Origin of the sequence: Wolbachia endosymbiont (group B) of Schoenobius gigantella (assembly GCF_964031005.1) — a bacterium.
Classification (GTDB): Bacteria; Pseudomonadota; Alphaproteobacteria; order Rickettsiales; family Anaplasmataceae; genus Wolbachia; species Wolbachia pipientis.
The window spans coordinates 1,234,481-1,249,531 of record NZ_OZ035002.1 but is presented as its reverse complement, the minus strand read 5'-3'; the positions used below and the strand labels follow the sequence as shown (position 1 = coordinate 1,249,531).

14 protein-coding genes and 4 pseudogenes are annotated in these 15,051 nt (G+C 34.2%); 7 read left to right on the top strand and 11 right to left on the bottom strand.

Annotation, left to right across the window (positions count from 1 at the left end; all coding sequences use genetic code 11):
- The first annotated feature begins 80 nt into the window (after positions 1-80).
- Both ACQH2O_RS05795 and ACQH2O_RS05790 read left to right on the top strand, forming a co-directional pair.
- Entirely contained in the window at positions 81-473 is a 393-nt protein-coding gene (locus tag ACQH2O_RS05795; RefSeq protein WP_425385138.1) for a hypothetical protein, read from the top strand.
- A 58-nt stretch (positions 474-531) separates the two neighbouring features.
- A pseudogene (locus tag ACQH2O_RS05790) lies at positions 532-1,199 on the top strand (IS630 family transposase); the annotation flags it as partial.
- Positions 1,200-1,209: 10 nt separating this feature from the next.
- Here ACQH2O_RS05790 and ACQH2O_RS05785 read toward each other — a convergent pair.
- Positions 1,210-2,488 (bottom strand): annotated as a pseudogene (locus ACQH2O_RS05785) (IS4 family transposase).
- A 90-nt stretch (positions 2,489-2,578) separates the two neighbouring features.
- Here ACQH2O_RS05785 and ACQH2O_RS05780 point away from each other — a divergent pair.
- Positions 2,579-2,785 (top strand): annotated as a pseudogene (locus ACQH2O_RS05780) (transposase); the annotation flags it as partial.
- 128 nt (positions 2,786-2,913) lie between these two features.
- Here ACQH2O_RS05780 and ACQH2O_RS05775 read toward each other — a convergent pair.
- Together ACQH2O_RS05775 and ACQH2O_RS05770 are read right to left on the bottom strand one after the other, a co-directional pair.
- Positions 2,914-3,459, bottom strand: a complete 546-nt coding sequence (locus ACQH2O_RS05775) for a pyrimidine dimer DNA glycosylase/endonuclease V (RefSeq protein ID WP_019236576.1) — start codon at positions 3,457-3,459, stop codon at positions 2,914-2,916.
- Between the two features lie 20 nt (positions 3,460-3,479).
- Entirely contained in the window at positions 3,480-4,424 is a 945-nt protein-coding gene (locus ACQH2O_RS05770) for an Rpn family recombination-promoting nuclease/putative transposase (protein WP_425385137.1), read from the bottom strand.
- A gap of 281 nt (positions 4,425-4,705) precedes the next feature.
- On the opposite strand from ACQH2O_RS05770, the gene ACQH2O_RS05765 reads away from it, so the two are divergent.
- The 4 genes from ACQH2O_RS05765 to wmk (ACQH2O_RS05750) all read left to right on the top strand — a co-directional run bounded on the left by ACQH2O_RS05765 (position 4,706) and on the right by wmk (ACQH2O_RS05750) (position 8,742).
- Positions 4,706-5,371, top strand: a complete 666-nt coding sequence (locus tag ACQH2O_RS05765; protein WP_141456736.1) for a JAB domain-containing protein — start codon at positions 4,706-4,708, stop codon at positions 5,369-5,371.
- Positions 5,372-5,565: 194 nt separating this feature from the next.
- The gene (locus tag ACQH2O_RS05760; RefSeq protein WP_338482763.1) at positions 5,566-6,711 is read left to right on the top strand and encodes a hypothetical protein; all 1,146 of its coding nucleotides are present in this window, start codon (positions 5,566-5,568) and stop codon (positions 6,709-6,711) included.
- Positions 6,712-6,839: 128 nt separating this feature from the next.
- Positions 6,840-7,748 (top strand): WO male-killing family protein Wmk, encoded by a 909-nt coding sequence (gene wmk, locus ACQH2O_RS05755; protein WP_141456737.1) that lies wholly within the window; start codon positions 6,840-6,842, stop codon positions 7,746-7,748.
- 52 nt (positions 7,749-7,800) lie between these two features.
- Positions 7,801-8,742: a WO male-killing family protein Wmk gene (wmk, locus tag ACQH2O_RS05750; protein ID WP_141456738.1), complete on the top strand. Its 942-nt coding sequence runs from the start codon at positions 7,801-7,803 to the stop codon at positions 8,740-8,742.
- A 148-nt stretch (positions 8,743-8,890) separates the two neighbouring features.
- Here wmk (ACQH2O_RS05750) and ACQH2O_RS05745 read toward each other — a convergent pair whose 3' ends face one another.
- The 8 genes and pseudogenes from ACQH2O_RS05745 to ACQH2O_RS05710 form a co-directional block, all read right to left on the bottom strand.
- Positions 8,891-9,280, bottom strand: coding sequence for a hypothetical protein (locus ACQH2O_RS05745; protein WP_338482765.1), 390 nt, complete (start codon positions 9,278-9,280; stop codon positions 8,891-8,893).
- Between the two features lie 113 nt (positions 9,281-9,393).
- Positions 9,394-10,310: pseudogene (locus tag ACQH2O_RS05740) on the bottom strand (patatin-like phospholipase family protein).
- Between the two features lie 8 nt (positions 10,311-10,318).
- Positions 10,319-10,540, bottom strand: a complete 222-nt coding sequence (locus ACQH2O_RS05735; protein WP_019236453.1) for a hypothetical protein — start codon at positions 10,538-10,540, stop codon at positions 10,319-10,321.
- Between the two features lie 67 nt (positions 10,541-10,607).
- Positions 10,608-11,147, bottom strand: a complete 540-nt coding sequence (locus ACQH2O_RS05730) for an ankyrin repeat domain-containing protein (protein WP_141456741.1) — start codon at positions 11,145-11,147, stop codon at positions 10,608-10,610.
- Positions 11,148-11,205: 58 nt separating this feature from the next.
- Entirely contained in the window at positions 11,206-12,141 is a 936-nt protein-coding gene (locus tag ACQH2O_RS05725) for a phage late control D family protein (protein ID WP_141456742.1), read from the bottom strand.
- Positions 12,142-12,351: a tail protein X gene (locus tag ACQH2O_RS05720; RefSeq protein ID WP_141456743.1), complete on the bottom strand. Its 210-nt coding sequence runs from the start codon at positions 12,349-12,351 to the stop codon at positions 12,142-12,144.
- A 2-nt stretch (positions 12,352-12,353) separates the two neighbouring features.
- Positions 12,354-12,701: a phage tail protein gene (locus ACQH2O_RS05715; RefSeq protein ID WP_425385136.1), complete on the bottom strand. Its 348-nt coding sequence runs from the start codon at positions 12,699-12,701 to the stop codon at positions 12,354-12,356.
- Positions 12,701-14,974, bottom strand: coding sequence for a phage tail tape measure protein (locus ACQH2O_RS05710; RefSeq protein WP_425385390.1), 2,274 nt, complete (start codon positions 14,972-14,974; stop codon positions 12,701-12,703). Before ACQH2O_RS05710 ends, ACQH2O_RS05715 begins: the two co-directional genes overlap by 1 nt.
- Between the last annotated feature and the right edge of the window lie 77 nt (positions 14,975-15,051).

Below are 15,051 nucleotides of genomic sequence, written 5' to 3'. Positions count from 1 at the left end.
ATATAGGACCTGAAAGTGCAGGATATCTAATAAAGCAACATGCAAAACTATGGGGAGGCAGCAAGATAACTTTCACTGATATGGCACAAGCTTTAGGGCATGTTAATTTTTCTTCTGTTAAGTTTACTAAACAGGAAGCTATGTGTGCAAAGCGTATTATGAGCGAAATAGTATTGAAGCTTGAAAAACTTTATCAGAAAATTTCTGGACCGCATGCTGAACTTCCTTTTATCATTGTAGGTGGTGGCGCTATGTTGCTTGCATCACCGTTTTTACCAAAATATGCGTTCATTCCTGAATATGCTGAAGCTGCAAATGCTTATGGAGCTGCTTTTGCAGAGGTTTCGGTAACAAAGGATACTGTAGTTTCTTTAACTGATAGAGAAAATGTGTTGAAAAATATAAGAAACGAAGCTAAGGGTGAAATATCACTGCTATATAAAGTGAATCCTAGTTCAATTCGCATTGTATAGCACTTCTCATAATAGTCCAAAAAAGGTAAGGTATGGATTTATAGTAGTGATGGTAAGCATGGCAGCAGCATATAGTTATGACTTAAGGAAAAAGGTAATGGAAGCATTGGATGAAGGAGAGAGTGGAGAAACTGTTGCCAAGAGATTTAAGATTGGAAAAACAACTTTATATGAGTGGAAGAAAAGACGTGAGAAAACGGGAGATTTTCAGTCAAAAAAGCCTGGAAGCGTGGGCTATAACCATAAAATTACCGACTGGAATGCATTTACCGAATTTGCAAATGAGCAAGGTGGTAAAACTCAGTCAGAGATGGCTAAGCTTTGGGGCAATATTAGTAGACAAACGATTCATCGAGCACTTAAAAATATAGGATTCACAAGAAAAAAAAGACCTACGAGTATAAAGAAAGAAATGAGGAAAAGCGAGCTCAATTTGCAAGGGTTATAGCGACAAAAGAACCTAAAAACTTAGTGTATATAGATGAGTCTGGCATTGATAACACCGAAGACTACCCCTAAGGATATTGCCAGAAAGGACAGCGGTTTTATGCCTTAAAATCTGGAAAGAAAACTCAACGAATCAGTATGGTTGCAGCCTTAAGTGGAAGAAAGATAGTTGTTCCGTTAACCTTTGAAGGCCACTGTAATATGGATGTTTTTAATGGATGGTTTGAGCAATTTTTGACACCGATCTTGGAACCTGGACAGACTGTCATTCTTGACCATACGCGTCAAGTTAAGAGATTGTGAGCAAATTTAGAGAGGTTAAAGTGGATACTCTAGCCCTTCTACGTTTGTCTTTTAATGAAAATCGCGACCAAGTTATAGTGAGTTTTTTAAGAAATGCTTTTAAACTATTAATTTTGGTTAATACTAAAAATAACTCTCTAACCCGCCTTTTTAGCTCAATAAATGCCTTTGTTAAGCTAAGTTCTGTATTCTTTTTCACTTCTGTGCAACCAACTATGCCGTGAAATATAAGAATTGCGCACAATTTAGCATATAGTTCACATAATACTCTGCATGGCTTTCCTTTTAGCTTATCAAGCCTGATATGGCTTTTATACAATTTAAATAATTTGCCACCTTACTCTGTAAATCGTTAATACTTGCTCAGCACTAATTTTATTTTCTGGAACATTAGTTATACCAGTTCAACAATTTTTGATTTCTTTTAGAGGATCCTGCGATCTTGCTAATCTATTAGCTTTCCTTCTTCTGGCCATATTCAGTTAGTTTCTGACATATAATTCTTACTCTAATTTTTGCTTCTTTTCCTAACAATACCTCGTTTTCTAAAAATCTCTAAACATTCTAATAACTCCATTTTTTGATTTGTTTCTACATCATATACGTTGGTATCGACGACTTATGAAATAAGCTCCTATTTCATTGATTTGTTTAAAAGAACTTGGCACAAAATAACCGAGATCAGATATTAGCAAATCATTGCTTGATATATTACTTAAATGTTTCCTATATCCCTGGTCTGATCTTATTCCCTCCGTTAAATTAAGTTGGTCTATTATCTGATTCATGTAATCGAAAACTAATTGTAACTTTATTCCAGACTTAGTATTGCTTTCATAGCCACTGTAGCTAGTACCATAACCTTTATACATCTCTTCCATACTGTTAGGTAGAGTAATATAGCTACTGTCCAATAATTTAACACTATTAAATTGCTGTAAGATTTTGCAATCAACTTGCAAGATATTTTTAAAGAGAATCACAGATTCATTATACATCCTTTTCATAAATTCCACTGCTTCTTCAGTAAATCTAAAATCCAAACCTTGTTTTGTTATATCTATCGAGTCCTCGTTTAGTAATTGACACATTGTTTCTACGCTACAATTATCAACTCCTATATTACCCAAGACCATGGCTTTTACGAATGATGAACCTTTTAGCTTTCTCTTTCTTTTTATAAACCTTGTTATAATTGAGATTTTCTCTGCTTTTTCATTAAAAAATTCTTTGAGCTTTTTTGATAAGCAAGTTATTTTATTCATTGGTTCTCTCACTAAAAGTATATCTGGGAGAACTTATACCTTATTATTCTATCTCTTTCATACCTTTATTTCCTTAATTTGACGCGTATGGTCATTCTTGACAATGCTACTTTTCATAAGTCTGATAAGATTATCGAGCTTGCTAAAGGGGTTGGTGCAGAAATTTTGTATCTGCCGCCTTATTCTCCAGATTTCAACAAAATTGAGCATCATTGGTTTGCTATAAAAAACAGAGCCAGGAAAAACATTCTTCTATTCGAATCCTTTCGTCGTGCTGTTGATTCTGCCTTCCTATGACCTGTTTGGACTATTATGAGAAATGCTATATATGAAGAAATTATTCCCTATCATTATATACCCAATAATCTTGCACGTGTGCGTATTACTGCTGCTAGCCCTTGGATATCGTAAACCTTGTGTCCTTATCAAGAAAAGATGTGGAAAAAATGTGTAGCAGGATTTCCTACTATCCAACCTGGTGCTTCTCTTCCATTTTCCCACTTAGCGAATCTCATCTTTTCCTGTAGGTAATACTCCCTATAAGCTTTTACAGGATTAGTACATTTATACCGATCGGGCAGTGCTTGTATAAAAGCTTGCATATCAGCTGATCGAAAAATGAGTAAATCCTTATTACTATCACACCAATCTATTACTTCTTCTGATTTATGCTTTCTTTTGTATCGCCAAGTGTACTCTTTACATAATTCTTTTCCGTACTCTATCAACCAACAAAAGTTCCCTTTCGATTGCCTAGCCCACAAAGAACAAGGATGATTGCTGTGAGTGAGTTTATATGGAACTGCTATATTCTGATCTGTGGTACTGACAAAAGGATTTGGCGCTTTTAATGCTATTGAAAAAACATTACTTAATAACTGAGCAGTTTCTAATGGCATTTTTACTATATGCTTATCACATAACATTTGTGCTGCAATTACTGGGTTTTCATCTAGTACAAAGATGTTCATCTAGGTGTCAAAAGATAGAATCAGCTTAAGTCTTTAACTTCATCAACTGTAAGACCAGTAGTTTGAGCTATAATATCAATAGAAACACCTGCTTTTAGTAGATTCTTTGCAACTGTTATCTTAGCTTGTTTTTCACCCTTCTCCGCGCCAATTTGAATACCTTCGGCTCTGCCTTTTTCATGTCCGATTTGGATGCCTTCTTCTTTACCTTCTTCTCTACCTTTTTCAGTAGCATCATCAAGTTTTTGAGCGAGGACAGCCTGTTCATCAAGAATACGTTTTATTTCCTGTTCATAGGCAATAAATTCTTTTTCTGACCAGTTAAATCTATTTAGCTCTTCATAGGCCTTTTTAATTATTACATCACTACCTATTATTTTTTCCAGCTCTTCTTCACTAGTCTCATCTGCATATTTAAAGAAGTAGATCCATTTTTCAACTATATTTGAAAGCTGATCCTCTTTGGTTTTTGGAAATTTTGGCAATTCAATAAATATGAAGTAAAAATCTTTTAGATCGTGTTCATTAGTATCTTCATCCCGAATAGTATGCTTTGATTTATACTCAGACTTGTCCGGAAACAGTATACAATCTGCTATAGCAATAAAGATAATTTCCTTAAGTTCATGGTATTGATCACCTTTATCCGCTTGTCTTGAATAGGCTTTAGCAGCGTAGTATTGGGCACGTTTTTCGAAGCCTTTGGTTTTAGCGACCTGCATTTCGACTATCACTTGTAGCCCATTTTCATCTCTACAAAGAACATCGACAATGCTTTGTTTTTTAGAGGCAATATCAGGGTCTTGAATAGTACTTAAGAACTCTATATCCTTTATTGTACTTTTGCCAGTGAAGCCAAGAATATCATTAAGAAAGTGAATAAGGATATCTTTATTTTTTTCAGTACCAAAGATGCGCTTGAACGATATATCATTTTTTGGATCGAGAAACTTCGAAAGAGCCATGAGAAAGTAAGTTAAAAAGCATTAGTAACTATAAACAATTGTGAAGAAATATTCAACTCTTTTGTTTTTCTAAGTTCTGAATATGTTGGTGAAAAAACAGCCTTAATAGATAACCATAGAACAGCATTATATTAATATCTTAACTAACTCATAAAAAAATAAATGAAAAAGATTGAGAAATTGATTTGACTTCACTCAAAAGCTATGGCTTTATGCCAATGCTGATAAAAAACAGCAGTAAATATAAAAAAAAAGTTTGTTGTTAGTGAAGGGTAAATTATATGAATAAAAGTGAAGATCGTAGAAAAGAAATAGAGTATAGAATATTACAAGGTGAAGAAGCAGTTTTTAATAATGAGGTTTTTGAAATGCTGCTCAATGCAGTGCATGATGGAACCCAAGCTCAGGTTATTTCGAAAAGATTAACAGATCATTTTAAAGGGGTGGGAAGGATTTTAAGTCAGGAAATGGATGATCTAAAAATTATAGAAGGGGTAACCGATTCTACAGTGGCAATAATTCGTGGTGCTAGTATGCTTGCGAATCGTGCGTTAATAGAAGAGGTAGAAAAAGGTCCAGTAATAGATAACTGGGAAAAGCTAACGGATTATCTGCAGGCTAATATTGGTCATGCAGAGAGAGAAAACCTTAAAATAATGCTTTTGAATAAAGGGTTCTATCTAATAGGAGAGGAAACATACGTAGGCACAGTGAGTCAGGTACCCATCTTAGTAATGGAAATAATAAGAAAAGCAGTACTTGCAAGAGCAACATCAATGATAATATCTCATAACCAACCTGGAGGAACTGTAAAGCCATCAGAGCGAGATAAGGCTATGACTAAAAGCCTAGCTTCAGCTTGTGCAATCATAGGTATAAAGTTAGTAGATCACATTATTGTTGCAGGGAACGATTATTTTAGCTTCAAGGAAAGCGGATTGTTATAAGCTTTTGTTTTCGAATTTTGTTTTAACTGTAAAGATCCTTTTTTTATGTTTTGACTTTTATTAATGTGTCAAAAAGTATTTGCATATCCAGGATTTATACTTTATATATTCCTATAAAAGAGCATATTAGATTAACAGTAAAGCAATAAATTACGCTGTAAACTTATATAGTTAATAAATAATAGGAGGCCTATATGGCAAAGGTAAAAAATTTGAGTAAAAATCAATTAAATAAACTACATAAAGGAATATTAGCTGCTATAGGAAGTAGGACTAATATAGAACAACCAATTGCTGTTAATGAGGTTAAAAAAAAGGTGCCTTTCCCTAGTGATGGACGTAACAAGACAATCAACTCGGGAAAAGGACTTGATTATGTTTATGGCAAAAGACCTTTAAATAGTCAAGCAGATTATCCTGAAGGTTTAAATCCATTTGATTCAAGTTTGCAAAAAAGAAAACTAAGTACAAGAGAAAGTGAGTGGTTGAACTACTTAAAAGGCATAATTGTAGCGGCAAATAGCCCACAGGAAATGAAGGAAGTTGTGGACAAAGCAATAGTAACTGGGATGAAAATGAATGGATGTTATGAAGAAGGTTGGAGTTTTGCTGAGTATGTGGTATTGGGAATGCACTTGCATAAATTCAAACAAGCTGATCAGGAGGAGGTAATAAGTCAATTGATGCTGAATGGTGCAAAATTTCATGATACTTTACTACAGAATAAACTGATAAGTGAAGCTTGTAACAAACTGCAACGAGAGATTCAACCTTACGTGGATGAACGACTTGAAGGACGGAGAAAAGCTGGTGAAAATGCCGTTCAAGTGGGAGGGGGAAGTGTAATAGATGTGGAAATAGATAATAAAACATCTCTTATAGAATTTTCTCCGGATAGCACAGTAGAGGTTGCAAAAGCACTTGTAGGAACAGATCCAAATAAAGGGCTAGGAAGTCATATAATGAAAATGGGTGACGGTGAAGTAGAAATTAAAAATGAAGAAGGAGGTAAAAGAAACTATGTCGATATATTAGGTGGATTCGAGATCGGATTTCCTACAAGCATTGGTAGGCTAAGGATTGCAGTGTACAATGATGTAAGTCAGGTACAAGTGAGAGTATTGGATAGGGAAATGTTGCTTGCACTACAAACAAAAGGCGAAGAGATAGGGAAAGATTGTCTATTTGGCGGAATGAAAATCGAAGAAGCAGTGAAAAGGGGAAGTTTCTCTAGAAGCGGCTTTTTGAGTGAAAGGAATACCGAAAGTGAATTATTGTCTTCGTCATCTTGGGTAGATCGAGTAAGTAGAGGTAGTGAAGAAACCTTTAAAGCACGTTAGACTAACTGGAGGAGAAAGTTTTTTCTTCTCCACCAATTTATAAAGTTGGGTTAGGTTGTGGAAAATTTCACAGTAAAGTTGAGCTATAACAAAAAATCCTGTAATAGTATATTTTTCTGTGGAAGAAAGTGACCGCCCTTTTTGATTATGAAGTAGGACAAAGAGTAAGGGGTTGTAGATTAGCAAAGGGGTATACTCAGAAGGAGTTGGCGGAGAAAATCGGTGTAAAATACTGGGTAATACTACACTATGAAAAAGGGAAACGTAAAATTTCAATCAAAAGGTTATATAGCATTGCAGAGGTGTTATCAGTGAGCATTATGGATCTTGTTCCTGAACATACAATAATATCAGATGAAAAAAGTTGTCTTGAAGGAGAAGAGGTATTAGATCTAGTAGAAAAATATGAGAAAGTTGAGAATCAAGAATTACGTAATGTAGTTTATTCATTAATCAAATCTGCCCAAGCTAGCAAAGAGAGCATTAGAAAAGTGGCAAGAATAGAGGTGGCAAAGAATTTAGCTGAAGTAGGGATCTCTGCTGAAATAATTTCCCAAGCAACAGGCTTAGCTGTTAACGAATATAATAATGAAGAGGAAAAAACTGATTCTGTAGACTACAGGATAGGACAAAGGATAAAAAAGCTAAGGCTGATGAGAAAATATACTCAGGAGGACTTAGCAAATAAAATTGGCACAACACCTCAGAAAATACACGACTACGAACAAGGAAAGATAGCTATTCCAGTTGAAAGATTATATAAGATAACAGAGGCATTATCAGTTAACATAGCAGTTTTACTGTTAGGAAAAATAGAAGAAGTTGAGGCAAAAGATGAACTGCGCGGCTTAATAGAGGAATACAAGGAAATTGATGATCAAGAATTACGCAACGAACTTTATGAGATGATCAAATCCTTGTCTGAAGGTATGCAGATTATTGAGAAAAAGGTTAAGAAGGAGGAAAAAACCGAAATTGCAAGTAATCTAATTAGATTAGGAATTTCTATTGATATTGTCTCACAAGCAATTATATGAAAAGTTTATTTAATACCCACAAACACTTTCAAGTATATTTTATAGGTAAGATATGTTTATTTCTACAAGAAAAGCGGCTATTAGAGGCTACTATAAACCAGAGTATATAGACTCTATCAACTATAAAGTAGGGCAAGAAATCAAGATTTGCAGGTTAAAACAAGAATATACTACGATAGATTTAGCAAATAAAATTGGCGTAACACCTCAGGAAATACATGACCTTGAACAAGGGTACAATTCCATTTCAATTAAAATATTATATAAAATAGCGGAAGCATTATCAGTTAATGCTGGAGATCTCCTACCTGAACCAAAAGTACTAAATGAAGACTGTTACTTTGAAGGTGAGGCAGAAAGAATATTAAGCTTGATGAGAATATATGAAAAAATTGAGGATCAGGAATTACGTAAAGCAATTTGCTCATTAATTGAATTTGCCAAGGTTTACAAAGAAAGCAGCAGAAAAGAAGTGATAGAGGAAGTGTCAAGTAATCTAGTTAAAGAGGATATCTCTGTTAGTATTATCTTGCAGGCAACGGACCTACCTACTTGCAATAAGAAAGTTCTTATTGATTCTATAGACTATACAATAGGACAGAGGATAGAAATCATACAGTTGATACGTGGTTATACACAAGAAGATTTAGCGAATAAAATAGGTGTAACACGTCAGGAAATACACGACTATGAGCAAGGGTACGTTGAAATTCCACTTAATAAATTATATGAAATAGCAAAGGCTTTATCAGTGAAAGTAAGGGTTTTACTACCTGAAAAGATAAAAAAAGATGAGAGTAATAAAGCAGAGAGATTGGGCACATTGGTTAAAACTCTGTCTAAAAGTATGAAGGTTATTAAGGAAAAGGTTAAAAGAGCAGAGAAAATCAAGATTGGGAAAAATCTAGTTAAAGCAGGTGTTGCGATTGATATTATCTTGCGAGTAACTGGCCTAACTGCCGATGAGTTGAGTGATTCTGCAAAAATGAATTGACTTAATTAAGAACTGAGAAATCTTATATTAAGATATAAGTAAAAGTAATTATATATTTAGTAATTCTATTTACCATCTCTAAAAATTTGCTTAGATTCTCCTTGTTTGGCTGATTCAACTGAAATATTTTCCAATTTCAGCTAAAGTTTTAGATTTTTCCCTGCGTTGTTTGATAACTTTCTTTAACGTCTTCACAGCTATAAAATTGATACTGAAAACACAAGCAGAAGTATGCTGGCAGAGGAGCTATCGGCAAAATTGCTATAATAGTGCCAGATGTAAGTAAAAACGCTAACTTTTTGCTTCCTATTATCTTGTTTTTCCTGGTCTTTATTGGGTTTAATTTTTCTTTCAGTTTTGTAAAGCCATTTTTGAATATGTTTCCCCTTTTTGAATTCTTCTCTGCAGGCTTAATTTTTAAACTCTTTATTTTTTCTTTTGCCCATTTATTACTTTTTTTAATGTTTTCTACTTTAGAAACTTTAACCTTATTCTTCCATGAAACCATATTTAGGGGTTGTTCTACATTATATGGCAATTTCGGTTTAGCTTCTTAACCCTTAGTGTGTTTTTTGAATGAAACTATATTCTTAAAACTCTTTTTCGTTTTTTTATATAATTTCTTTATCTTGCTTGGCATTTGTACCTAAATCAAGATACGATATTACAGAATTTATCCACCAGTTCCTGATTATCCTCTATCATTGCATTTGCCTCTTGCTGAAGAGATTTGATATTTTTGAGTGTAATATTGTCCATCTCAGTCGATGCTACTTTCAATTGCGATTGTATTCTTATATATTTATCGTCTATTACTTGTTCTAGTTGATAATCAACGCAATCCAATCCAGAAGCAAACATCACACATTCAGTAGTGGCTTGATCCACCCTATTTTGCCAAATTTCCTTGAGTTAGCATACTTTATACTTCTATCTGTTCCACCAGTGCCTATTGATAGCAGTATAATCTCATCATTTGGAAATAACCTCTTACCACTTGCATATGCACAAGCCGCTGGATTATTGGCAAACACTCCACCATCTATCAATACTCTCTCTGTTTGGCTAATTTTCAGACGTTTTGGTGTGAAGTACGTTGGAGCAGCTGTTGTAGCTCTGAGTGCATCTTTCAACTTAATGTTTTTTTCTTTCCAACTTTTGAAGAAAAATTCACAACTATTGTGAATGTCATAACTGGTGAGTAGTAGATTACTCGCAACATCGGCCATAGTACTTTCACCAAAGTATTTGTTGAGAATAAATTCCATATTTCTATATGAGTACTGAGAACCACTCAGCCAAGAAGCAATTGATTTTCTCCAAAATGATGATTGAAAGATATATGCTCCATACTCTTGGTAAAGTTCAACCAAATCATTGGCAGAGTATTGAAGTTTATTGCTTTTACAAAGTCCAGCAACAATAATCCCACCGGTTGAGGTTCCTGCCATTAAATCAAAAATCTGGGAAATTGGCTTTTTTGTCCTATATTCAATTTCTGCTAGAATAATGGCAGGTATTATCCCTCTAATGCCACCTCCATCTACAGATAAAATGTACTTTGTCACTGTAAAATTTATTTGTGTTTGTGAATAGCTTCAAGTTCGTTGACTTCTTCAGTGAGGTTTTTCACTCTCTCTTCAAGTCGATAGACTATTTCGATTAGTTCTTGGTTTTTTTCTATAAATTTATCATGGATGTGTACACGTAAGTCAAGTTTTGCCAACCACCATATGAATCCTACAGTCTGTAGAACTATTGTTATTATTACCGCTATTGGGATTTTTTGCTTTTTCATGTGAAAATATTAACTTGTTATGGATAGTTTTGGAAATTTATATGCAGATTATAGAAAACTTACAGCTTTAGTGATTACTTTTTGTTGATTCGTATCGGTCCTCTGCTTCTGAAAGTAGCTTTATTATTTGATCATAGGGCTTGTCTTTATTGTGTCTTGACCTTAGTGCGGCAATTCCTCTTGGTGTCTTTCCGTTATTATCTATGATATTAGGGTTTGCTCCTTTCTCTAATAAAAACTCGATAACCTCTAAGTTTCCCGAGTGTGTAGCATTATGTAGTGCTGTACTTCCATACTTACTAGTAACATGTATATTTGCTTCTTTATCCACTAAAAATCTTACAACTTTTAGACATCCTGAATTTGATGCATAGCCAAGAGGTGTTAAACCAGAAGACCCTATTTCATCAACATATACTACATTTTTTCCTACCAAAAGCTCAATAACCTCATAACTGCAGCTTTCAGCCGCTGTCTGTAATATTTTCCTATAATAGGAGTTAGCTCTAGATTTTTGATAGCAATATGTAATAACAATACATACCATTAATATTATAAACCATACAAAATGTATTTTTTCTTTTTCATTACATTTCAGTTGACTCATATTCAGTAGTTTCTTTACATTGAACAGACTATATACTTATTTTTCCTTAACATCGTTTTCATTTACTTAAAGATGCTGATAATATGGTAAAATAACCTGAGCTATTTAAAGTATGCTCCGCTCTATTAATTATCCATTCACCATCCACCGCTTGATTAAAACCTATAAGACTAAGTTTAGCTTCTGCGAATAACTCCGGATTACCAGGCATAGTTATATCTAAAGTTTCATTGTTACGCTTCAATTGTTTTAATTTGGCATTTGCTGCACTTAGTGCTGACTCTGCATTTGAGTAAAGTTCCAGCATAATATAACTTGGTTCACTGCTACCAACTGTTTCTTTAATAGTTTCGCCCTTTTCATAGCTATGCCATTTTGCTACTACTGAATTATACTTATCACGTACGGTAAAATGCACTTTCCAATTAATTGTGTCTTGAGGTCTAATAGTCATTGTTCCTAAAGCTCTTCCTGTGGCTGATTTTGCCATATTCTTTGAAATAAACAATATATACCCACCAGCTAACTTTGCCATTGCTTCACGCTCTGTTGCAATCTTTGTTAACAGACTTATATCACTTTCATCTACCTGATTAATGTGGGGTATTAATACATTCTTAAATTCCTCAGCAACTTTATGTCCATATCCATGTTTTTGAGCTATTTCTTTCACTAAGTTTTCTATGGTAATTTGATGCCATTCTTTTGATACTTTTGCCTTCAAAGATATTCTTAAATTTGTTGCATGAGCTTTGATTAGTAGAGTCTTAGGTGGACTTTGTATTGTAACTTCGTTGACTGTATATATGCCCATTGGAAAGATTCCAATTTCCTTATAACCTAGTGCTATGTTTAATTCATTTGGAATTTCTACATTTTCATTACCATAATCAACACATACCTCTGCAACATCATCTATAGTACCAGATTCATCAGTAAGATGCACTGATATTACATGATCTTTTATTCCCTCAATGCTAAATTCAGGTTTCATTTATTCCCACACTTTTAACTTTGATTTTTTTAATTGCTCTTGTATTAAAGGCAGTTTAATCCTTAACCCAGATGGTAAAGAACCACTATACTCTGCAAGACCAGGATTAGCCTCTAAAACTACTTCCACTACTCCTCTAGTTGCTCCATAATGCCTCCAGCAAATTAGATCTATCATCTCTCCTTCCTTACTCCAGTAATATGTTGCCATTTTTAGTTAAATCTCCTCAAACTTAAACTAAACTCAACCTTTTTTGGTAATCCACAAGGAAAAAATGATGTTTGTTTTTTCTCTATCCGTACAATCACAAACCTCCCTAAAACATTACCTAAACTGTCTACTAAAGTATGTGGTTCTTCTGCTTCTTTCATACTTTTTAATTGATTTAAATCATTGAGATTATGGAAATAAATTACTCCTTCTAAGTCTATATTTTCTGTGCCTTGGCCAATATTTTGTAATGAAGGTATTTTACCAATGCACTCAATTGTACTCCAACGATTTTCTTTACTGCACCTTAACCCTGTTGGAGAAATTTTATATGGACCAAGTGAAAACATTAGTAAATAGGTTCTATTGAATCAAATAAAACATCTCGCGATTTTTCTCTTATTCTTTTTATTACTGTATCAGCAAGACTACGTACATCTTGGTTAGGTTCTGCTTTAATACTTATATTAAATGTAAAAGTTTGATTGAAAATTTTTTGTTCACACTTTTCACAGTCTTTTAAAACTTTCTCTGAATTATCTGCTACAGAACCTTTTTCTGTAATCACGCTAGCACTTTCAATATTCGTTCTACTATTCGAAATTCCACTAAAAGCATTATTATTTAATAAAGGATTTCCTTTACTAAAAACATTTCTATTTTCACTAGTTGCACTGCCTATTTTTGCTTCTACTGTTTTCTCTAATGCTTTTATTGGATTATCATTAAACAATTTTCCTATACCAATCCAATTTTCTATAGGTTTTGTAATTGATTTCCAGATACTTGAGAAAAAGTCCTTTACCTTTTGCCAATTAGCGATTACAAGTGCTGCACCAACTGATAGTCCAGCAATAGCAGCTCCTATAGGATTGGTTAGCGTTAAAGCTTTCAGTCCCATGATTACTGCTGGAATTACTCGTGCTGATAACGAAGTTAATACTGGCAAAAGTGTTCCCTGCAAAATAGCATTAAAAGTTAATAGTCCACCTCCAGCCAATGCAAATGCATAACCAAAACCTACCACTGCAATCTTGCCAATAATAAGAGCTGAAATTATGCTCATAACTCCTGTAGTCAAAATTGGACACTTCTCTGCGAACCAAGCTATACCTGTAGATATAGACCTCAAAATCTTACTTATCCAATTTAAAGGAGGTAGCATAACTGACCCTAAGTTCATTCCTAGCTCTGCTATTGTATTTTTAAGTAGCTGCAAGTTATTTGCTGTAGTGCTTGCACGGTTATTAAATTCCTTTTGCATAGATTTGTTATACTTTTCTTTATCAGCCACAAAATCTATTGCTTTTTTATATTCTTCCAAACTCCCAACTATCAATGCAATATCATCTTGATATTCTTGACCAAAGAGATTGAGAAGGATTTGTGAACGTTCCTGTCTATCTACTTTTTCTAAAGTTTCAAAAAAATGAAGTAGAGCGTTTTGCCCGTTTTCAGCAACCTTTTGTGACATTTCCTCTGCAGTGATACCTATCGATTCCAATGCTGCTTTGAACTCTTTTCCTTGCCCTTCAGCAGTTTGAAGTTTAGAAAGCAGAGCATTGACAGCAGTTGCTGCTTTTTCAGGTTGTTTACCTAAACTAATGAAGGCATTTACTAAACTACTTGTCTGATTAATATCTAAACCAAATTGTTTTGCATTACCACCCACTCTAGCAAGTGCTTCAATCATATCGTTTGCCTTAGCTGCAGTATTATCTGATAGGTAATTTATAACATCACCAACTCCTTCCATCTTCTCTACTGCAATTCCATAAATGTTAGCGAGTTTAGCTATGGAATCACCAGCTTGTTCGGCAGACATATCAAATGCTGTGGCCATTTTAGCTACTGTTGTGGTAAATTCAAGTAGCTTACCTTTGTTGATACCAAGCTGTCCACCACTTGCAGCTATTTGTGCTAACTCTGCAGCTGCTAATGGTATTTCACGGGATAATTTCTTCAATTTTTGAGCAAATTCTTCAGCTTCGTTTGTACCAGAAGTAAAGTCTACGACCTTTTTAATATCAGCCATGGCACTTTCAAAGTCAATCGCAACTTTAATTGGAGCTGCAAGTGAAAGACCTAGTCCTATAGTCTCCATTGCTTGTGATCTATAATGCGCTTTTTTTGCCAAAGCATTTTGCTGTTTTTGTATTACAGATCCTAATTTACTGTATTTTCCTTTTAGTACTTCAATAGATGAACCAAGTTTAGTTTGATCTCTCACTAAAGATTTGACATCCTTTCCACTTTTCCTGATTTCTTCATTTAATGTGTGAAGAGCATCTCTCTTTTTGATATAAGCCTCTTTTGCTTTTGATGCTGATGCTTTCAATTTTTCAAATTCATTTCTCAGTGCTTTGCTTGGCTCTTTTTTTTCCTTCTTCTCTTTAGCAATTGCTGCGGCTGATTCTTTTGCTTTCTTCTCCGCTTCCTTCCAATTCTTCATAGCTTCAAGGGCATCATGATTTAGTTGCTTAAATTTGGAAACCGATTTCATTGACGAATCAAGCTGCTTTATACTATCACCCAACTTAGAAAGCTTTGCTGCACTACCTGTCATTGCACTATTAAAACTGCCATCTAACGTTGCACCGATCTTTATTGAAAGCATTGATATTTTTTTGTTACTCCTTCACTTACTTCTAACCACTTTAGAAACTCTTTTATACTCATATTAATAATTTGCTCAATTCC